General features: G+C 73.1%; 12 protein-coding genes. 5 read left to right on the top strand and 7 right to left on the bottom strand.

Annotated elements, in window-relative coordinates:
- Positions 1 to 109: 109 nt before the first annotated feature.
- Positions 110 to 1,696, bottom strand: coding sequence for a sensor domain-containing diguanylate cyclase (locus OP04_RS38435; protein WP_033344853.1), 1,587 nt, complete (start codon positions 1,694 to 1,696; stop codon positions 110 to 112).
- 317 nt (positions 1,697 to 2,013) lie between these two features.
- Positions 2,014 to 5,070 carry an EAL domain-containing protein gene (locus OP04_RS38430; RefSeq protein ID WP_033344852.1) on the bottom strand — a complete coding sequence of 1,019 codons (3,057 nt, stop codon included), beginning with the start codon at positions 5,068 to 5,070 and terminating at the stop codon, positions 2,014 to 2,016.
- Positions 5,071 to 5,155: 85 nt separating this feature from the next.
- Between OP04_RS38430 and OP04_RS38425 the strand changes: the two genes are divergently transcribed.
- Positions 5,156 to 6,328: a cytochrome P450 gene (locus OP04_RS38425; protein ID WP_157240924.1), complete on the top strand. Its 1,173-nt coding sequence runs from the start codon at positions 5,156 to 5,158 to the stop codon at positions 6,326 to 6,328.
- Positions 6,329 to 6,414: 86 nt separating this feature from the next.
- On the opposite strand, the gene OP04_RS38420 is transcribed toward OP04_RS38425, so the two are convergent.
- The 3 genes from OP04_RS38420 to OP04_RS38410 all read right to left on the bottom strand — a co-directional run bounded on the left by OP04_RS38420 (position 6,415) and on the right by OP04_RS38410 (position 10,462).
- Positions 6,415 to 8,130 (bottom strand): ATP-binding protein, encoded by a 1,716-nt coding sequence (locus tag OP04_RS38420; protein ID WP_033344850.1) that lies wholly within the window; start codon positions 8,128 to 8,130, stop codon positions 6,415 to 6,417.
- 95 nt (positions 8,131 to 8,225) lie between these two features.
- Positions 8,226 to 8,927: a dethiobiotin synthase gene (gene bioD / locus OP04_RS56050; RefSeq protein WP_033344939.1), complete on the bottom strand. Its 702-nt coding sequence runs from the start codon at positions 8,925 to 8,927 to the stop codon at positions 8,226 to 8,228.
- Between the two features lie 389 nt (positions 8,928 to 9,316).
- Positions 9,317 to 10,462, bottom strand: a complete 1,146-nt coding sequence (locus OP04_RS38410) for an 8-amino-7-oxononanoate synthase (protein WP_033344849.1) — start codon at positions 10,460 to 10,462, stop codon at positions 9,317 to 9,319.
- 57 nt (positions 10,463 to 10,519) lie between these two features.
- On the opposite strand from OP04_RS38410, the gene bioB reads away from it, so the two are divergent.
- The 3 genes from bioB (at position 10,520) to OP04_RS38395 (ending at position 12,386) form a co-directional block, all read left to right on the top strand.
- The gene (gene bioB / locus OP04_RS38405; protein ID WP_033344848.1) at positions 10,520 to 11,515 is read left to right on the top strand and encodes a biotin synthase BioB; all 996 of its coding nucleotides are present in this window, start codon (positions 10,520 to 10,522) and stop codon (positions 11,513 to 11,515) included.
- Between the two features lie 110 nt (positions 11,516 to 11,625).
- Positions 11,626 to 11,814, top strand: a complete 189-nt coding sequence (gene bsaP / locus OP04_RS38400) for a biotin synthase auxiliary protein BsaP (protein ID WP_051799719.1) — start codon at positions 11,626 to 11,628, stop codon at positions 11,812 to 11,814.
- Positions 11,815 to 11,879: 65 nt separating this feature from the next.
- Positions 11,880 to 12,386 (top strand): GNAT family N-acetyltransferase, encoded by a 507-nt coding sequence (locus tag OP04_RS38395; protein ID WP_033344937.1) that lies wholly within the window; start codon positions 11,880 to 11,882, stop codon positions 12,384 to 12,386.
- 380 nt (positions 12,387 to 12,766) lie between these two features.
- On the opposite strand, the gene OP04_RS38390 is transcribed toward OP04_RS38395, so the two are convergent.
- Both OP04_RS38390 and OP04_RS38385 read right to left on the bottom strand, forming a co-directional pair.
- Positions 12,767 to 13,762 carry a GNAT family N-acetyltransferase gene (locus OP04_RS38390; RefSeq protein ID WP_033344847.1) on the bottom strand — a complete coding sequence of 332 codons (996 nt, stop codon included), beginning with the start codon at positions 13,760 to 13,762 and terminating at the stop codon, positions 12,767 to 12,769.
- Positions 13,763 to 13,885: 123 nt separating this feature from the next.
- On the bottom strand, positions 13,886 to 15,583 hold the full coding sequence (locus OP04_RS38385; RefSeq protein WP_157240923.1) for a hypothetical protein: 1,698 nt from the start codon (positions 15,581 to 15,583) through the stop codon (positions 13,886 to 13,888).
- Positions 15,584 to 15,763: 180 nt separating this feature from the next.
- On the opposite strand from OP04_RS38385, the gene OP04_RS38380 reads away from it, so the two are divergent.
- Positions 15,764 to 20,065 carry an FtsK/SpoIIIE domain-containing protein gene (locus tag OP04_RS38380; protein ID WP_232323892.1) on the top strand — a complete coding sequence of 1,434 codons (4,302 nt, stop codon included), beginning with the start codon at positions 15,764 to 15,766 and terminating at the stop codon, positions 20,063 to 20,065.
- Positions 20,066 to 20,221 lie beyond the last annotated feature (156 nt).

The raw sequence follows: 20,221 nt of genomic DNA, 5'->3' as shown, positions 1-20,221 counted from the left end.
ATTCAACGGCCGGGCGGGGTTTTCCGGACCAGCGGCGGAACCGGTGCCCGCGGGAGCGTGCGGACCGCGACCACGCCGGAAGCGGGAAATAGAGATCTTGATCTGGGGTCTACGCCTCGGCGTAGCGGTTCTTGCCGTTGGTTTTGGCGGAGTACATGGCGGTGTCGGCGTCGCGGAGGATGTCGTCGGCGGTGAGGCCGGGGTGGTTGACGGCGATGCCGACGCTGGCGGAGACGCGGGCGGGGCGGCCGTCGATGTCGATCGGCTCCTGGAGGGTGTTGATGACGCGTTCGGCGGTGGGGCGGGCGTCCTCGGCGTGGGCGAGGTCCTCCAGGATGATGGCGAACTCGTCGCCGCCGAAGCGGGCGACCGTGTCGGTGGCGCGCAGGCCGGCGAGCAGCCGTTCGGCCGTGGTGCGCAGCACGGTGTCGCCGGCCTGGTGGCCGCGCTCGTCGTTGATCTGTTTGAAGCCGTCCAGGTCGATGAAGAGGACGGCGAACGTGCGGTCCCGGCGGCCGTGTGTGGCCAGCGCGTGGGTGAGCCGGTCGTAGAAGAGCGTGCGGTTGGCGAGGCCGGTCAGCGGGTCGTGGAAGGCCAGGTGCCGCAGTTCCTCCTCGCGCAGGCGCAGGCGGCCCTCCACCTGTTCGCGGCGGCGGATGTCGCGGCGCAGGTCGGCGGTGGCCTGGTCGACCTGTTCCAGCGCGCGGTTGCGGCTGCCGGCGAGGACGGCGGTGACCACGGCGAGCAGGATCGACAGGCCGGCGCCCGCGGCTCCGGTGAGCCAGCTCATGCCGCGGTCCGTGGCGGCGATCAGGCGGCTGGTCGGCCACATGGCGAGCTGCCAGCGGCGCTGTCCGACGGTGATGCCGGCGGAGCGTTCGAGGGCGGCGTCGTTCACGCGTTCGCCGGGGGTGGCGGTGGCGAGGACGGCGCCGGAGACGGCGGGGTCGGTGAGGGTGACCTGGACCGAGCCCTGGCCGCGGTCGAGCAGGATCCGGGAGAGGAAGTCCTGGCCGCGCAGGCCCATGACCATCCAGCCGATGAACAGGTCCGGGGCGGTGGAGCCGAGGCCGGTGTAGACGGGCGCGGCCAGGACGACCGAGTTCTGCTGCCGGCCGGCGTCGACGTTCCGGTCGCGGACCAGCTGGTACGCCACGCTGATCGCCAGGCTGCCGCTGTGCCGCGCGGTCTTCAGCGCCGCGGTGGCGGGTGCGCTGACCGCGACGTCCGTGCCGCGCATGTTGTCCAGTCCGTCGAAGGACTTCTCGAAGATCAGGAACTCGTGCCCGGTCTCGCCGTCGGCGGGGCGCAGCGTCAGGCCGTCCGCGCCCTGGTCGCGCCACCGCTGCTGGACCGCGGGGATCTCGGCGGGGGTGGCCGGCACGATGAAGCCGACGTTGCTGGCGCCGGGGAGCCGCTCGGTGACGAGCCCGGCCGTGATGCCGCCGAAGTCGCCGGCCGTGAGCGTGGTCTGGGCGCCGACCGCGTACGCGATGTCCGTGAGCGTCCCGCCGTAGCGGGTGACCTGTTCCTCGACCGCGCCGGCGATCTCCGAGGCGTAGCGGTCCATCACCTGGCCGGCGTACCGGTCCTCCCCGGCCCGGACCGCGAGATGCGCGCCGACGGTGGTCGCGGCCCCGGCCATCAGCACCAGCGCCACCAGCGCCCCGCTGATCCTGCGCCGCCGACCGATCACTCTCTTCCCATCGGCATTCCCGGCGGCCGCCTGAACGCGACTGCAAGGGTTTTCCCCGATTCGGCACAGGCGGCCGGTTACATAACGTGGGGGCCAGCACGAAGACGAGGTGCCGCCCCGCGGTCACCGGAACCGCCCGCCGACCGGTGGACGGATCCGCCCGCGTGTCCGACCAACACCCCGAGTACGGACCGGGAGGATTGCCCCGCGAGGGGAGACCTGGCCCCAGATCCTCGGCACCGCCTCACATGCCGCACCGCCCGGCTCCGACCGCACCCCCCGCGGGCAGCCGGGCGGGTGCTTTTCTCAGACGACTCTCAGACGACCTTCGCCGTCTTGCCGCGCGCCGCCAGCCAGCCGTAGATCTCCGCCGCGTTGACCGGGCGGGAGAAGAGATAGCCCTGGCCGTACGGGCAGCCCATGCTGGCCAGCATCTCGCGGTGCACCGGCTCCTCGATGCCCTCCGCGATCACGCGCAGGTCCAGCGTGTCCGCGAGCTGTACGATCGCGGCGACCAGCGCGCGCTGCTTGCGGCTGTGGACCATGTCGTCGATGAACGACTTGTCGATCTTCAGGACGTCGATCGGCATGTGGCGCAGGTAGCTCAGCGACGAGTAGCCGGTGCCGAAGTCGTCGATCGCGATCCGCACCCCGGTCTGGCGCAGTGCCGCCATGTCCGCCCACACCTGCTCGTCCTCGCGCAGGAGCAGGCTCTCCGTGATCTCCAGGAGCAGAGCCCGCGGGGGTACGCCCGACTCCGCCAGCACCTGCCGCACCGAGTCCATGAAGCCGGGGTTGCGGAACTGGCGCGCGGACACGTTCACGCTCACGTAGCGGGGGCGGTCGGACGGCACCAGCCGGTTCCAGCGCTCGGCCGACTTCAGCGCCTCCTCCAGCACCCAGTGCCCGATCGGCACGATCAGGCCGGTCTCCTCGGCCAGGTTGATGAACTGGTCCGGCGGGATCACGCCGCGCGTCGGATGTTTCCACCGGACGAGCGCCTCGAACCCGGCCGCCTCGTCCGTGAGCAGGTCCACGATCGGCTGGTACTGCAGCACGAAGTGGCCGCCGCTGACCGCCTGCTCCAGCGCGGCCCGCAGCTCCAGGCGGGCGACGAGCGCGGAGTGCACCTCGGCCTGGTACCGCCGCCACTGCCCTCGCCCGGCCGCCTTCGCCACGTTCAGTGCCAGGTCGGCCTGGCGGAGCAGCTCCTTCGCGTCCCGGGCCTCCGCGGTGGTGGCCACGCCGACGCTGGCCGCGCCACCGATGTGCTCGCCCTCGATGACGAACGGCGCGGACAGCGCCGTGGTCACCCGCCCGGCGATCTCCTCCAGCTCCGCGATGTGGCTGACGTCCTCGATCAGCGCGGCGAACTCGTCCGCGCCCAGCCGGGCCACGGTGTCGCCGGGCCGCAGCACCTCGGTCAGCCGCTCCGCCACGCCGGCCAGCAGCCGGTCGCCGATCATGTGCCCGAGCGCCTCGTTGATCAGGCGGAAGCCGTTGAGGTCGATCAGCAGCACGCCGACCAGTTCGCCGTCCCGGCCCGCGCGCGCGGCCGCGTGCTGGGCGCGGTCGGTGAAGAGCGCGCGGTTCGCCAGGCCGGTCAGCGAGTCGTGCAGCGCCTGGTGGGTCAGCTCGCGCTCCAGCTTGCGGCGTTCCGTGACGTCCCGCAGCGTCAGGACCAGGCCGTTCACGGTGGGCTCGTCGCGCAGGTCCCGGCAGTCGACCTCGATCTGCAGGCGGGCGCCGTCGCCGCGGACCGCGGTGAAGTCCATGCCGTCGTGGCGGCCCACGCCGGCGCGCGCCTGCGCGAGCATGTGGCGGAACCGGGTGCGGTCGGCCGGGTCGATCACGGTGTCCAGCGCGGCACCGACCAGCTCCGGCACGTCCAGCACGGTGCGGGCGGACGGGCTGGCGTACCGGATGGTGTCGTCCGTGTTCGCGATCACGATGACGTCGGAGGTGTGCAGGATCAGCGTGCGGAAGTACGCCTCGCTCTGCGCGCGGTTGACCTCCTGGTTGAGCGCTATCCGGGCCAGCGCCAGGCCGGTCTGCGAGGCCAGCACCTCCATCGACCCGGCCAGCAGCCGTAGCTGCTCCTCGCGCGCGCCCAGGTAGAGCATCCCGCCCGGGTCGGTGCCCAGCGGGCAGCACAGCACGCGGTCGAAGCGGGTCAGCTCCGCGGGCAGCCCGGCCGCGTCCGCCAGCCAGGGTCTGCGGCCCGGCGGCAGCACCTCGCGGTCCAGGTCGCCGACCTCGCCCTCCTCGTCGTGGTCGGTCGCCGCGGTCTCGGCCAGCACGGCCAGGTGCGGCGCGTCCGCGGGCAGCAGCCGGAGCACGGCCGTGCGGACCACCTCGCCGACCTCGACCGCGGTCGTGGCCGACACCAGGCGCGCGCCCGCCTCGCGCAACGCCGACTCCCGGTTCAGCGTGGCGAGGAAGTCGAAGCGGGAGCCGCTGGACCAGAGCACCCCGAACATCGAGATCAAAAGCGTCACACAGGCGATCAGGGGTACGTCCCGGGTCTGCCCGCGCATCGACTCGATCAGCAGCACGACCGGGCCGACCAGGCTCACGGCCAGCAGCATCGCGCCCTGGAACGCGCTGGTCCGCGACGCGTACCCGGGCAGCCTCGACATCGGCTCGGTCAGCCAGCGCATCGACGGCAGCAGCGCGGCCAGGCCCGGTGCGGCGTAGAAGACCACCCAGCCGAGGTCGACCGGGCCGCCTACCTCCCAGCTGCCGGCCAGCACGTCGACCGAGTACAGACAGTCGGTCACCAGCAGCGACAGCACGCCGGCCACCAGCAGGTTCGCGGGAGCGGGGCGGCGTCCGCCGACCGCCAGCAGCCGGGTCAGCGCGGCCAGGCACACCACGTCCCCGGCCGGTCCGATGATCGACGCCAGCTTCTCGGTCGTGGTCGTGCCCGAGTCCCGGATCATCGGCGCGACCAGGTAGATCCAGACCACCAGCGACAGCGCGGCCGTCACCATCAGCGCCTCGAGCAGCGCGTTACGGTCCCGGCCGACCGTGCGCGCGCCGATGAAGCCCAGCAGCGCGGAGGCGAGCAGCACCGGCACGAAGACGTAGACCACATCCGCGTACGAGGGGAACGGCTCCGGTTCGTGCACGACCTCGACGAGCCAGTTGTAGTACGTGTCACCCGTGTTCAACGCCACCAGCGAGCCGGCCAGCAGATACCACGGCAGGCGTTGCCGGGGCCGGTGCAGGCGGGTGCCCACGATGATCGCCACCACGCCGGACAGGCCGATCAGCGGCCAGATCAGCAGCTTGTACTGCGAGAACGCGTAATAGAGCACGGTGAGGACGAGCAACAAGACGGTGTAGCCGAAGCCCACCCGCCGTGCCGACATCCAGATCCCCCCACCGGTCCCTTTCCCGCCTATCGGACAATCGGCGCGCTTCCGGCTCGGATGAGGGAAACCGCACCAGGCGGTCATGATCCGCGCCAGGCGTAGCGTGGTCGCCGTGCTGTTTCGACTCTGGGACTCGCCGGCCGTGCCCGGGACGGCCCGTCTCGTGCCCGACGGCGTCGGCGGCGAGCACCTGCTGGTCACCCGGCATGCCGAGGTGCGGGCCGTGCTGGCCGACCAGGACACGTACCGGCCGGACAACGCGCTCGACGCGGTCACGCCGATGCCCGCGAGCGCGCTGCGCATCCTGGTCCGGCACGGCTTCCGGCTGCCGCCCACGCTCGCCAACAACGGTGGCGTCTCCCATCCGGCGATCCGGGCCGAGGTCGCGGCGCTGCTGCACCCGCACGCGGTGGAGACGCAGCGGGACTGGCTGACCGCGCTGGTGCGTACCCGCGTGGCCTCGGTGGTCGATGATCTTGATCTTGGCACCCCGGTCGACCTGCACGCGCGGCTCGCCGCCGACCTCCCGCTGCTGGTCCTGGCCCGGCTCGTGGAGCTGCCCGCGGCCGAGGCGGACGCGGTCAAACGGTTCGCCCGTGCGGCCCTGGAGCTGTTCTGGGCGCCGCTGTCCGCCGCGCGGCAGGAGCACCTGGCCACGGTCGTCGGCGAGTTCCACCTGACGCTCCGTGACTTCGCCGTGCACGGCGGCGGGCTCGCCGCCCGCCTCCGCGCCGCCGGGCACGGTCCCGACGTGGTCGCCGGGGCGCTGTTCTTCCTGCTGGTGGCCGGTCAGGAGACCACGTCCCAGTTCCTCACGCTGCTCATGCACCGCCTCGCCACCACTGCGGTCCCGGGCGGCGCGCGACCCTCGGACATCGTCGAGGAGTCACTGCGCCTGGACACGCCGATCGTGACGTGGCGCCGCGTGGCCGCCCGCGACACCAGGCTGGGCGACGTCGACGTGCCGGCCGGGACCAGCCTGCTGCTCTGGCTCGCCGCCGCCGGCCGCGACCCGACCGTCGTCGAGGCCGCGGACACGTTCCTCCCCGGTCAGCGCGGCAGCCGCCGGCATCTCGCCTTCGGCGCGGGCGCCCACCGCTGCGTCGGGGCCGGCCTGGCCCGGATGGAGGCCGAAGTGATCACGCAGGAGACGCTTCCGCTGCTCAGCGGGGTGACGGTCCTGCGCGCGCCCTGGACCCCGGACAACCTGACGTTCCGCATGCCGGACACGTTCGTCGTGGGGCCCGGAGCCTGATTTCCTCACCCGGCCGGCGGTCCATGACCGTGCTCCCGCGTCCGCGGATCCGTGGGTGGTCCCGCAGAACTACACCCGCGGTCCGATCAGTCGGTGATCGCACGCCAGATCGCATGTTTGCTGCGCTCGTTCCCGATCAGCTCGATCCGGCCGGCCTCCCGCAGCCGCCCCAGGTGGTAGGTGACGGTGCTGCGCGGCAGGCCCGTCGACACCTCGATGTCCGCGCGCCGCTTCGGTCCGGTCCCCAGCGCGGCGAGAATCGCCTGTTCCGGCGTGAGCGACGAGTCCACGTGCAAGGACTCTCGAGGCGGATCACCGGGAATCACGTACGTGGCGGACCCACGCGTGCCCTCCATCGCCAGGAGGCCCCGATCGACCAGTTCCCGCATCAGACGTCCCGCCTCACGGCTGTCGGCGACACCGGTAGCGGCCCGGAAGGACTTGTTCGTCAGCGGCTGGCCACGACGTGCCAACGCCAGCGCGATCATCTGAGGACCGTTCAGCCCTTCCGCGCCGAGACCCGTCATCCAATCGAGGGTGGCCTGGTCCAGCAACGTGTGATTCGGGAAGACGACCTCGAACGTGGCGATGTTGTCGCGGAACTCCGGCGCCTCGAGCCCGGTCTCCGCCAAGGACCGTCGCATCGTGAAGATGCCGGAGCCCACGTTCTCGCACACCAGCCGGCCGTCACCGGTCGGCGTGTCGGCGAGGATCTTCAGCAGCGTCCGGTTCCTGCTCGAACTCGTCCCGCTGAGGCCCAGATCGTCGACACCGACCGGGCCGTAGAGCCCGCCAGGATTGCGGATGACCAGGCGATTCGGGTACATCTCCACCTGCACCTGGGTACCACGCGCCCCCACCGACAGGTCTCGGTGCACGAGCGCGTTGATCAGCACCTCGCGCAATGCGACCTCGGGGTACTCCCATTCCTCGTGGCGGAACAGGCCCATGACGAGGCTCCGGCGTTGCATGTTCCGCTTCAAGGCCGCGACCGCGTCCCGGAGCATCGCGGGGATCGCACCGTCGATGGCGACGCTGTCGAGAAACCGCTCACCCCGGGGGCCCGGCACGCCGGCCTCCGTCGTGGGATAGCGCACCACCGAGACGTTCAGCTGCGGAAACACCTGCTGCGGGTATTCGCCGAAGGCGAGCAGTCCGGCGACGGTCGGCACCATACCGTGCTCGGTGTCGACCAGGACGTTCGTCCGCAGCAGCAGATAGTCGTCGGAGTGGCCGCCGAACGTGGACGGCCGGGTCTCGCGCAGTCTCGCCAGATAGGCCTCGAGCGACGCGGTGTCCAGATCCTCGCGTCCGGCCTCCGCCACCGGAGCCTGATCGTGACGTGGTTCCCTCTGGTTCGCGAGCAGCAGGCTGACCTCGTAGTCGGTCAGTTTCCGATTCCCGTCCGCGACCCGAAGCCGGGAGCCCAGATACGGACCGAGAGACCGGCGGTGGCAGGGCCGCTGATCCCGCGGGACCGGCGGGACATGAACCGTCACGACCGGCCGGTCCTCCACGATCAGCGTCGCGATCTGTGCCCGCACCGGCGGCTCCATCTCACCGCACAACACGCCGAGCTGGTTCTCGGCCGTACTCGGATCCTCGACGCCCACGATCGCGAAACCGGACCGTTCGTCGATGCCGAGAAGCAGCAGTCCCCCGGCACCGTTCGCGAAAGCGCTGAGCGTCTCCCACAGCTCCTGCGGCAGGCCGCGTTGCGCCCGTTTCACCTCGACGTCAGCATGATCGGATCCCCGTCGCCGCAGGTCGTCCACGATCACGGCGAGCTGTTCCAGGTCCATCGCACCATCACCAGAGCTGTGTAGAGCTGTGTAGAGCTGTGTAGAGCTGTGTCGCACATGCTACAGCCACCACCGGCCTGCCGCGCGGCCGTCGGTCAGAGCTCTTCGGCCCAGGTGCGCCAGTCGTCGAGGACGCCGTAGAGGGTGGGGGTGAGCCAGCCGGAGGCGGAGCGGCGGAAGACGCCGGGGTCGATGGCGCCGGCGCCGTCCGGGATGACGCCGGCCAGGGACGGGATGAGGTCGGTGAGGTTGGCCCAGTGGACCAGCTCGGGGGTGGCGGGCCAGGAGCCGATCACGATCTTCGCGGGTACGCCCCGGCGCTCCAGCGCCTCCAGCGTGAGCGCGGAGTGGTTGAGCGTGCCGAGGCCGGCGCGCGCGACGACCACGGCCTTCGCGTCGAGCGTGACCGCGAGGTCGGCGACGGTCCAGGGCTCGCCGGACGGGCGCAGGCCCATCGGGACCAGCAGGCCGCCGGCGCCCTCGATCAGGACCAGGTCGTGCCGGGCGATCTCGGCGCGGATCTCGTCGACCACGGTGTAGAGCTCGATCGGGTCCAGGCCGGCGACCCGGGCGGCAGCGAGCGGGGCCAGCGGGTCGGGGAACGAGGCCAGCGTGCGTACCGTGTCCGGGCCTGCGAGCCGCGCGATCACCTCGGCGTCGATCGGGTCGTCGGTGGCGGTGCCGGTCTGACCGGGCTTGATCACGGCGACCCGCAGGCCGGCACCCTGCGCGGCGGCGGCGATCGCGGCGGTGGCGACGGTCTTCCCCACGCCGGTGTCCGTGCCGGTCACCAGCACCGCGCCCCGCCACTCGTCCGGGTCGGAGGCCGGGGCCTGGTCCGCGATCGCGGGCCCCGGGGCCGGCGAGGTCACGGACGTCACCGCGACCGGACGCGACTCGTCCTCCGGCACGTCATCGCCGGACTCCTCCGGCGCCCGCGCGTCGTCGCCGGACGGGAGTTCGTCCTCCGGCCGGACGCCGGTCGGCAGCACGGCACGATCCGCCGCGGCAGCGACCGGACCTGTCTCGGCCGGCGGCGCGGCGACATCCGCGTCGGCGGCGGCCGTCAGCAGCACCGCCGGATCCGCTTCCGGCTCGGCGGCCTCCGCGTCGGCGGCGGCCACCAGCGGCACCGCGGCGTCCGGCTCGTCGATGGCGGCCGTCGGCGCGGCCCGATCAGTGGTGGTCATGGGGTGGGGTCCGGGGTGGGGGCAGTCTTCACGATCACGTCTAACGCTCGCTCGAAATCCGGGCGCGGGATGCCCACGTTGATGGTCAGCCGCAGCCGGGACCGGTGGTCCGGGGTCGTCGGTGGGCGGAAACAGCCTACGGCCACCCCCTGCTCGCGGCAGTCGGCGGCCCAGGCCACGGCCTCGGACGGGCCCGGCGCGGTGACGGAGATGACACCGGCGTCCGGCCGGGCGGAGGTGAGACCGGCCGCGGTCAGCCGTTCGTGGGCGAGCGCGGCCCGCGCGGCCAGCTCCGCGCGCGCGTCGTCGCCGGACCGGGCCAGCTCCAGCGCGGCGAGCGCGGCGGCCGCGGTCGCGGGCGGGAGCGCGGTGTCGTAGATGAACGTGCGCCCGGTGTCGACCAGGTGGCGGATCAGCGCGGCCGGGCCGGCCACCACGCCGCCGGCCGCGCCGAGCGACTTGGAGAGCGTGGCCGTGACCACCACGTCGGAGGCGCCGGCCAGGCCCGCACCGGCCACGCCGCCGGCGCCGGACGGGCCGAGCACGCCGAGCGCGTGCGCGTCGTCGACCAGCAGCAGCGCGTCGGAGGCGGTGGTCAGGGCGTGCAGGCCGGCCAGCGGCGCGAGATCACCGTCGACGGAGAACACGGACTCCGTGATCACCAGTGCGGGCGAGGTGACGAGCGCCTCCCGTACCCCCGGAAGGCTGTTGTGGGGTGTGATGACGGGCGAGGCGCCGGTCAGCCGGATGCCGTCGACGAGCGAGGCGTGATTGTGAGCGTCGGAGATCAGCAGGGTGGACGGCTGGACCAGCGCGCGGACCGCCCCCAGGTTGGCGAGGTATCCGGACGAGTAGACCAGCGCGGACTCTGCCCCGAGCCAGTCCGCGAGCGCGGCCTCCAGCGACGCGTGCAGGTCCGTCGAGCCTCTGACCAGGCGTGATCCGGTGGCGCCGGCGCCGTACCGGCGGAGAGCCTCGGTCGCGGCGGCGATCACCTGTGGATGGCGGGAGAGTCCGAGATAGTCGTTCCCGGCCAGGTCGGTGACCTCTTCGGACGCGCCGCGCGGGCGCAGCCGCCGGGTGAGCCCGGCCCGCGCGCGCAGGCCCGCCTTGCGGTCGAGCGCGTCCAGCCAGCGAGTCACCGCACACTCCCCTGCGTCTTGTGAAGCTTCTCCAAACCGCCTTGTAGGGTACGGACCATGGCTGACATCCTCGATCGCGCCCGGACCCAGGTGCTGGAGCGCGGCGTCGGGCTCGACGAGAGCGACATCCTCGAGGTGCTCACGATTCCGGACGAGGATCTGACCGCCGCGTTGCAGCTCGCCCACGAGGTGCGCATGCGCTGGTGCGGCCCGGAGGTCGAGGTCGAGGGCATCGTCTCGCTGAAGACCGGCGGCTGTCCGGAGGACTGCCACTTCTGCTCGCAGTCCGGGCTGTTCACGTCGCCGGTGCGCGCGGTCTGGCTGGACATCCCGCAGCTGGTGGAGGCCGCGAAGCAGACGGCCGCGACCGGCGCGACCGAGTTCTGCATCGTGGCCGCGGTGCGCGGGCCGGACGCACGGCTGATGAAGCAGATGCGCGCGGGCGTCGCCGCGATCCGTGAGGCCGTGGACATCCAGGTCGCCGCGTCGCTGGGCATGCTCACCCAGGAGCAGGTGGACGAGCTGGCCGAGATGGGTGTGCACCGCTACAACCACAACCTGGAGACCTGCCGGTCGTACTTCCCGAACGTGGTCTCCACGCACAGCTGGGAGGAGCGCTGGGAGACGCTGACCATGGTCCGCGAGTCCGGCATGGAGGTCTGCTGCGGCGGGATCATCGGGCTGGGTGAGAGCGTGGAGCAGCGTGCGGAGTTCGCCGCGCAGCTCGCCTCGCTGGCCCCGCACGAGGTGCCGCTCAACTTCCTGAACCCGCGCCCGGGAACACCGCTGGAGAATCAGCCGGTCCTCGCGCCGCGCGACGCGCTGCGGGCGATCGCCGCGTTCCGGCTGGCAATGCCGAAGACCATCATCCGGTACGCCGGCGGCCGCGAGATCACGCTCGGCGACCTGGGCACCCGGGACGGCCTGCTCGGTGGCGTCAACGCGGTGATCGTCGGCAACTACCTGACGACGCTCGGCCGCCCGGCTACCGCGGACCTGGAGCTGCTGAAAGAGCTGAGCATGCCGGTCAAGGCGCTGTCCGCGACGCTGTAACGAGCTTGAACCCGAGACCGCCGAATCCACGCCCGGACACCACCCGGCCGCCGGGCACGCATCCGCCCAGGACCCGTCCGTCCCGTCCCCGACCGCAGTGAGGTTGGCACATGACCGCGATCTGGTGTGACCGGTGCGGCGTCGCGCGCGCCGAGGGTGATCACACCGCCTGCGCGGCGGCCCGTGAACTGGAGCCGCCGCGCTACTGCCCGGACTGCCGCCGCCGGATGAAGGTGCAGGTGCTGCCGACCGGCTGGTCCGCGTCCTGCGTCGAGCACGGGACGTTGTCACCGCGCTGACCTGTGCGGCCGGGCATGATGACGTCGTGAACGTCACCCGGGAGTGCGGCCCGCCGTGCGCGGCCGTGTTGCGGGGCGCGGCCGTCGCGCTGCGTCCGACCGTGGCCGCGGACATTCCCGCGCTGGCCGCGATTCGCCGTCATCCCGAGGTCCGGTGCTGGTGGGGTGGCGGCGACGATCTGGCGGCCGAGGTCGCGGACGACCATCTGGACGCGGCGACGCCCACGTTCGCGATCGCGCTGGGCGGCGCCGTGATCGGGATGATCCAGTGGCACGAGGAGTCCGACCCGATGTACCGGCACGCCGGCATCGACATCTTTCTCGATCCCGCGGTACGCGGCCGCGGTCTGGGCACGGACGCGGTGCGCGCGCTGGCCCGCCACGTGATCGACGCGCACGGCCATCACCGGCTGGTCATCGACCCGGCCGCCGCGAACGAGGCCGCGATCCGCTGCTACGCCAAGGCCGGCTTCCGCCCGGTCGGCATCATGCGCCGCTACGAACGCTCACCGGACGGCTCCTGGCACGACGGCCTGCTGATGGACCTGCTGGCGGACGAGCTTCTGTCGTGAGCCGCGGCAAGGCCGGTCGCCGGGGAGAGAGGTGAGGCTCTCCCCGGCGACCGGGGCGCGGCCGGCCGATGGACGGTTCGGACGGCGCGCTCGGGCGAAGATCGGGTGTGTCCGTAAAGGAAATCGCGATCGTGAGCCCCGCCACGACGCTTCGGCCGAAAGGCGGGCACGATTTCTTGCGCGGAAGCACTAGACTCGCTCCTGTCCGTGGAGCCGCGCGCGACTACGCGTAGTGGAGGACACCGAGGGGACGGGTGTGGGCGCACCTGTCCCCTCACCTCACATCAGGACCGGGAGCGCTCCCATTGACGGGCGCAAATATTTTGCATCCCCGATTTAACCGCGCCGTAACGGCTTTGTGAAGCGCTGAACGTGCCGAATCACGCGGGCGAGGTCGCCCGGGTCGGCGTGATCGGCAGCGTGACCGTGACCAGATCCGCGTCCTGCTCCGTCGAAGCCGCCGGACCGAGCCGCTCCAGTGTGGACAGCAGCATCCGCTCGCGCGACCGCACGTGCACCACCAGCGCGGCCAGCCCGGCGTGACCGGCCTGCGCGACCAGCCGGCGCAGCAGCGTCACGCCGATCCCGCGGTCCCGCCACGCGTCGTCGACCAGCAGCGCGACCTCGGCGATCTCGCCCTCCTGCGCGAGCCCGGCCACGCCGACGACCCGCTCCCCCGCGACCGCGACCAGGCCGTGCGCGACCAGGCGGTGCGGGCGGCAGGCGCCGACGGTCAGGTGGGAGGCATGCAGACGGCGTACCGCGGCGAGGTCTTCGGTCTGCGCACGCCGGATCGTGATCTCGTCGCCGTCCGGGAGCAGCAGCGTGACCGGCTCCTCGGCCGCGCGCAGCGCCGCGGTCGCGACCTCCACCAGCGACTGGGCCCGTGCGTACTCCGCCGGGGTGAACGCGGGCTCGTGGCGCACGATCTCGTAGACGCCGCCGGCCGGGTCGGCCAGCCGCATCGCGGACCGGGCCAGCCCGAAGCGGGTCGGCGGCGTGGTCCGGGGCAGCGCGGCCCGCCAGGTGACCTCGGTCGCGCCGAGCAGCTCGCCGAGCGCGTCACCGAGCGAGTCCGGGTCGCGCACCAGCCGGGCCGCGAAGCCGAGCGCGCGGGTCGGCGCGTCCGCGAGCGCCTGCGCCTCGGCCGGCGCCACCCACGGGTCACGGCCACGGCCCTTCTCGACGGCGGCCAGCAGGTCGCGGCCGGTCATCACGTCCGGCGCGTCGACCAGGAAGTCGTCCACGGCGCCGCCCTCGGTGGTGTGCACCTGCACGGCCAGGATGTTCACCGACTTGAGCGCGAGGCTCGCGGTGAGCACCGACAGGTACCCCGGGCGGTCGTCCACCGTCGCCCTGATTCGCCACAGACCCACGACGCACCAGCTCCCTTCCCGCTGGTCCTAGCGTCGCACGCTCCTGTTACTGACCTATTGCTCAGCGCAAGATGTGTCGCGTGCCGATGGTCACGTCGGCATCACAGCGACATCACCACGAGATCAACGGCCGCGGGTGTAGACCGTCAGGCCGAGCGCGCCCGCCTCCAGACGGCCGTCCGCCGCGATGGTGAAGCGCCACCGGTCGTACCGGGTCTGGCCCAGCACGACCACCACCCACGTCGCGTGCGGGCTGGTCAGCAGCGCCTGCACACGCTCCAGGTCACGGTTGCCGGGCGCGGACCCGAGGATCAGCACGCCGGGCGCGCCGGCCGAGGTGCCGCGCAGCGCGTACGCCTCCTCGGAGCGCTCGCCCTCGGCCTCCGTGATCGCGTCGCGCACGCTGCCGCGCGAGGCCAGCCGGTCGCTGCCGTCCAGGGCCGGGCGGACGTCACCGGCCACCACGCGCACGCCGGTCGACCACGGGCTGCTGGTCAGCTCCTCGGCCCAGGCCGCGACCAGCGCGCGCGAGGCCGCGGCGTCGCCGCTGAGGCTGATCACGCCGGTGGCCTGGCCGAGGTCGATGAGCTCACGGGTACCGCCGGCGGTGCCGAGCGTGACCAGGCGCGGGGTGGGGCTGCCGACGCTGACGGCGGGCAGTGCCTGCAGATCGCGCAGCTGCGCGCGCCAGATGCGGCCGTTCTCGGCGGGCTCCCACGGCTCGACCGGGTCGGTGTCCGGCGCGGCCAGCCGCAACGACATGTTCTGCTCGTCCAGCGACACGCCGTAGACCGACGGGACCGGGCGACCGGCCGCCTGGACGCCTGCGACCAGCACGCTCAGCGCGCGGTCGATGGTCCAGGAGGCGGCGGTGTCGAACGTGCGGGTCGGCGCGGACCCAGGCGACGCCTTCGCACGCTTCGCGCCCCTCGCACCGAAAGCCGCGGCTCCTGAGGCTCTGGCGCCGGAGGTCGTGGCACCGGAAGCCGCCGCACCGGGGGCGGCAGCACCGGCGCGACGTCCGCGGAAGATCAGGAAGCCCGCGACCGCGCCGGCCACCAGCAGCACGCCGAGCACGATCAGCACGATCAGCAGGACCGGGAAGCCGCTCTTCTTCGTGTCCGCCGCCGGCGTGGCCTGCACGGGCACGGAGGGCGCGGCGGATGCGGCGGCGGCCGCGGCGGCCGGCAACGGGCCCGCGCTGACGGTCCGGCCGCGCGCGTCGACCGGCAGCAGCAGGATCCAGCCGGGTGCGACCCTGTCCGGCGTGGTCATGGCCGTGCCGTCCGCCTGCTTGCGGCCCTTGTTCAGCTCGAAGATCTCGGTGTAGCGGTTGCCGTCGCGCAGGAACCGCTCCGCGATCGCATGCAGGAACTCCGGCTGGCCGCCGAACTCCTTCTGCACCTGGTACCAGAGCTGGCCGGTCTGGACGCCCTCGCCCTTCGCGTCGGCCGGCAGGAACAGCACCCAGCCGGGCGTGAGCACCTCCGGCTTCTCCAGCGCCTTGCCGTCCGCCTGGATCCGGCCCTTGTTGCGCTCGAAGATCTCCCCGTTGCGGTTGCCGTCGCCGAGCAGCCGCTCCGCGATCGCGAACAGGAACTCCGGCTCACCGTTGAAGGACGGCTGGACCTGGTACCACTTCATCAGATCCCGCTGCTCGACCGGGACCGAGGCCGGGGCCGTTGGTGTGGCGCTGGCGGCGGCCACCGGTACGACCGGGACCGGTTCTCGGGGTGCCGCGAGGGCCGGACCGCCCGTCAACGAGGCGGCGAGCATCAGCGGCAGCACGACGGTGCTGACTCGACGGACGTGACGGGACATCGGTCTACTTCCTCGCGCGAAAGATCACGGAAAACACGGCCACCTTACGCGGTGCGATAACGTGTGCGCACTGTCCGCGCGCCCCGCTCAACCTTGAATCGAAAAATTCGCGGGTCCGCGATCAGACGGAATCACCCCCGCGGAGGCACAGTGCAGCTCTTACTCACCATTGTCGATCCTGTGAACAATGACGCAGCCAACGTGTCTCTGACCGTCGACAGCCAAGCCACCGTCGCCTCCGTCGGCTACGCAGCGCAACGTCTGATGCGCGACGCGGGTGGCCGGTCGGACACCGCGACCATCTTCGCGGACGGCCGGGCCATCGATCCCGGGCTCTCCGTCGCCGATTCCGGCATCCGCGACGGCACGGTGCTGAGCCTCGGCCGTCCGGCCGGGCCGCCACCGGAGCAGACCGGGCTGCTGGAGATCCGGGTCGCCGGCGGACCGGCCGCGGGCACGTTCGTCCGGCTCGGCGCGGGCAGCGGGGACATCGGCGGCGACGCGGGCTGCTGGGTGCCGGTCGCGGACCCGTCGCTGCCGCCCGCCGCGGCCTCGGTGAGCGTGGACATCCAGGCCCGGTGCCAGATCGCCCCGGTCGACGGCGTGCCGCTGCGGCTCGACGACGAGGAGGTGACCGGACCGGCCGAATGGTCGCCCGGCCGGCTGCTCCACGTCGGCGACAGCGTGCTGGAGCTGGGCGAGTACACCCGGCCGGACGCGGCGCTGCAGCCGTCCGCGGACGGGGCCGGCCTGGACTACAACCGGCCGCCGCGCATCCGGGCGCCGCGCCGGCAGACCCGCTTCCGTCTGCCCATGCCGCCCAAGGAGCCGCCGCGCAACCCGCTGCCGTGGCTCATCGCGCTGGTCCCGCTGGCCGGCGCGCTCGCGCTGACGCTGCTCACCGGTAACCGGACCATGCTGTTCCTGGCACTGCTCAGCCCGCTGTCACTGGTCGCGAACCACTTCTGGACACGGCGGCTGGGCAAGCGGACCTACGCCGACCTGCGTCGCGAGTACGCCGAGACCAAGGCCCGGATCGAGAGCGACACCGAGGCCGCGCTGGAGGCCGAGAAGACGGACCGCCGTACGGCCGCGCCCGACCCCGGCCTGATCGCGGTCATCGCCACCGGGCCCCGCCGCCGGCTGTGGGAGCGGCGCCGCCGGGACGAGGACCACCTGCTGATCCGTGCCGGGTCCGGCGACCAGCCGGCCGAGGTGGCGCTGGACGACCCGGAGCAGGACGACCACCGCCGGACCGTGCACCGCACGCTGCCGGACGTGCCGGTCACCATGCCGCTGCGCGAGCACGGCGTGATCGGCTTCGCCGGCCCCGGCGACACCGCCCGCGCGCTCGGCCGCTGGGCCGTGCTCCAGACCGCGGTGCTGCACAGCCCGGCCGACGTGCAGATCACCGTGCTCACCGACGCGTCCGCGAAGGACAGCTGGGACTGGGTCCGCTGGCTGCCGCATTCCCGCCCCGGCGGCGCCAACGCGCCGGCCGTGCTGATCGGCCTGGACGCGGAGTCGGTCGGCCGCCGGGTGGCGAGCCTGCTGGAGCTGATCGAGCAGCGCCTGGTCGTCCGGAAGGAGACCGGCGAGGCCGGCTTCCGCGAGCCGGACATGCTGGTCGTGCTGGACGGTTCGCGCCGGCTGCGCTCGCTGCCCGGCGTCATCCAACTGCTGCGCGAGGGACCGGCGGTCGGCGTCTACGCGATCTGCCTGGACGCGGACGAGCGGCTGTTGCCCGCGGAGTGCCAGGCCGTGGCCGTGGCCGAGGGCGCCACGCTGCGGATCTCCCGCTCCGGCGCGGAGGAGCTGTTCGGCGTCCGCCCGGACTTCGTCAGTCCGGCCTGGTGCGCGCGCGTCGCCCGGCCGCTGGCCCCGATCCGCGACGTCAGCGACGACGAGGAGGACGCGGCGCTGCCCGGCTCCAGCCGGCTGCTCGAGGTGCTGTCGCTGGACCCGCCGCGCGCGGACGACATCGTGGCTCGCTGGGCGATGCGCGGCGCGACCACGTCGGCCGTGGTCGGCGAGTCGTTCGACGGCCCGTTCGAGATCGACCTGCGCCGGGACGGCCCGCACGGCCTGATCGCGGGCACCACCGGCTCCGGCAAGTCCGAGCTGCTGCAGACGATCGTGGCGTCGCTGGCCGCGGCGAACCGGCCGGACGCGATGACGTTCGTGCTGGTCGACTACAAGGGCGGCAGCGCGTTCGGGGACTGCGTACGGCTGCCGCACACGGTCGGCATGGTCACCGACCTGGACGACCACCTGGTCCGGCGCGCGCTGGAGTCGCTCGGCGCGGAGCTGCGCCGCCGCGAGCACATCCTGGCCGGCGCCGGGGCGAAGGACATCGAGGACTTCACGCGTACCGGCGGCAGCCTCCCCCGGCTGCTGATCGTGATCGACGAGTTCGCGTCCATGGCCCGCGAGCTGCCCGACTTCGTCACCGGCCTGGTCAACGTGGCGCAGCGCGGCCGGTCGCTCGGCATCCACCTGCTGCTGGCCACGCAGCGCCCGTCCGGTGTGGTCTCGCCGGAGATCCGGGCCAACACGAACCTGCGCATCGCGCTGCGGGTCACGGACGCGGCCGAGAGCCAGGACGTGCTCAACGCGCCGGACGCGGCCCGGATCGCGAAGAGCACGCCCGGCCGCGCGTACGTCCGGCTCGGCCACGCCTCGCTGGTGCCGTTCCAGGCCGGGCGCGTCGGCGGGCGGCGGCCGGGCGCGGACGGCAGTGCCGTGCCGTTCACCGCACCGCCTGAGATGCGCGTGCTGGACTGGATCGACCTGGTCCGGCCGATCGAGTCCGCCACCCACCGGCCGCGCGCCGTGCAGGACGAGGTCACCGACCTGCAGGTGCTGGTCGAGGCGCTGCGCGGCGCGGCCGAGCTGGCCGGCGTGCCGGAGCAGCACAGCCCGTGGCTGGCGCCGCTGCCGGACACGGTGCTGCTGCACGCGCTGCGCGCGGAGCCGGGCGCGGTCCCGTTCGGCGTGGAGGACCTGCCGAAGCAGCAGGAGCAGCGCACCGCGTCGGTGCGGCTGGAGACGTTCGGCCATCTGATCGTGGCGGGCGCGCCGCGCACCGGCCGGTCGCAGCTGCTGCGCACGCTGGCCGGCGCGCTGGCCACCACGCACTCCGCCGCGGACGTGCACCTCTACGGCCTGGACTGCGGCAACGGCGCGCTGCTGCCGCTGGCCTCGCTCCCGCACACCGGCGCGGTGGTGCAGCGCACCGAGGTGGAGCGCGCGGTCCGGCTGATCGGCCGGATCGGCGAGGAGATCCGCCGCCGGCAGGCCGTGCTGGCCGCGGGCGGGTTCGCGGACGTCACGGAGCAGCGCAGGGCCGCGCCGCCGGACGGCCGGCTCTCGCACATCGTGCTGTTGCTGGACCGCTGGGAGGGCTTCCTGACCTCGCTGGGCGAACTGGACGCGGGCACGCTCTCCGACCAGATCTTCACGTTCCTGCGCGAGGGCGCCAGCGTCGGCGTGCACGTGGTGATCACCGGCGACCGGTCCGTGCTCAGCGGCCGGATCGCCACGCTGACCGAGGACAAGCTGGCGTTCCGGCTTGCCGACCGCAGCGACCTGGCCATGATCGGACTCCACCCGCGCAACCTGCCGGAGGACACCGCGCCGGGCCGCGCGTTCCGGGCCGAGACCGGCATCGAGGTGCAGGTCGCGCTGCTGACCGAGGACCCGAGCGGCGCGGCCCAGGCGGCCGCGCTGACCGAGATCGGGCGCCGGGCCGGCGAGCGGGACGCGGGCGTGCCGGCGTCGCAGCGCGCGTTCCGGCTGGGCGAGGTGCCGAACCAGATCGGCTACGACCAGGCCGCCGCGCTCCCCCGGTCCGGCAACGGCCCCGGCTGGCTGCTGGCCGGCGTGGGCGGCGAGCAACTGACGGCGTACGGCCCGGACATGGCCGCCGGCGTCCCCTCGTTCGCGGTCGGCGGCCCGGCGAAGTCCGGCCGCAGCACGATGCTGGTCGCGATGGCCCGGTCCGCGCTCGACGCCGGGCAGCAGGTCATCGCGCTGGCGCCGCGCACCTCCCCGGTCCGCGACCTGGCCGGCCGTCCCGGCGTGATCGAGGTCTTCACCGGCAGCGACCTCACGCCGGACGAGCTGAACGCCGCACTGGCCCAGGTCACCGGCCGCGCGCTGCTGGTGGTCGACGACGCGTCCACGCTGCGCGACGCGGCCGCCTCGTCCGAGCTGCGCGACGTCGTGCGCAACGGCGAGGCCCGGCAGCTCTCGCTGATCTACGCGGGCGACCCGGAGGATCTGAGCGTCGGCTTCAGCGGCTGGCTGGTCGACGCACGCCGCAGCCGCCGGGGCGCACTGCTCTCACCGCAGAGCCGCACGGACGGAGACCTGGTCGGCCTGCGCCTGCAGCGCACCGCGGTCGGCCAGCCGGTCCGCCCCGGCCGCGCGTTGCTGCACCTCGGCGACGGCGAGCCGATCACGGTCCAGGTGCCGGAATGACAAACCTTCAAACCTATTTGCCCACTTCCAGCGTGGTGCAGCCCGCGTGCTCCCGCGGGCACCGCCACGGCGGAACCGGCTCCGATGCCGGGAGGCAAGCGGAGCGCCGGCGGAGTCTTGGTGGACGGCGAGGTTTGCCCGCGGGAGCAGCGCTGC

The sequence above is a fragment of the Catenuloplanes japonicus genome (assembly GCF_000717135.1).
GTDB lineage: Bacteria > Actinomycetota > Actinomycetes > Mycobacteriales > Micromonosporaceae > Catenuloplanes > Catenuloplanes japonicus.
The sequence above is the reverse complement of the archived record's forward strand: the minus strand, read 5'-3'. Positions and strand labels throughout refer to the sequence as shown.

Coding starts and splice junctions, on each gene's coding strand:
- bsaP (WP_051799719.1), top strand. CDS start 11,626: ATGACCGCGATCTGGTGTGACCGGTGCGGCGTCGCGCGCGCCGAGGGT.
- OP04_RS38425 (WP_157240924.1), top strand. CDS start 5,156: ATGATCCGCGCCAGGCGTAGCGTGGTCGCCGTGCTGTTTCGACTCTGG.
- OP04_RS38420 (WP_033344850.1), bottom strand. CDS start 8,130: ATGGACCTGGAACAGCTCGCCGTGATCGTGGACGACCTGCGGCGACGG.
- bioB (WP_033344848.1), top strand. CDS start 10,520: ATGGCTGACATCCTCGATCGCGCCCGGACCCAGGTGCTGGAGCGCGGC.
- OP04_RS38430 (WP_033344852.1), bottom strand. CDS start 5,070: ATGTCGGCACGGCGGGTGGGCTTCGGCTACACCGTCTTGTTGCTCGTC.
- OP04_RS38385 (WP_157240923.1), bottom strand. CDS start 15,583: ATGTCCCGTCACGTCCGTCGAGTCAGCACCGTCGTGCTGCCGCTGATG.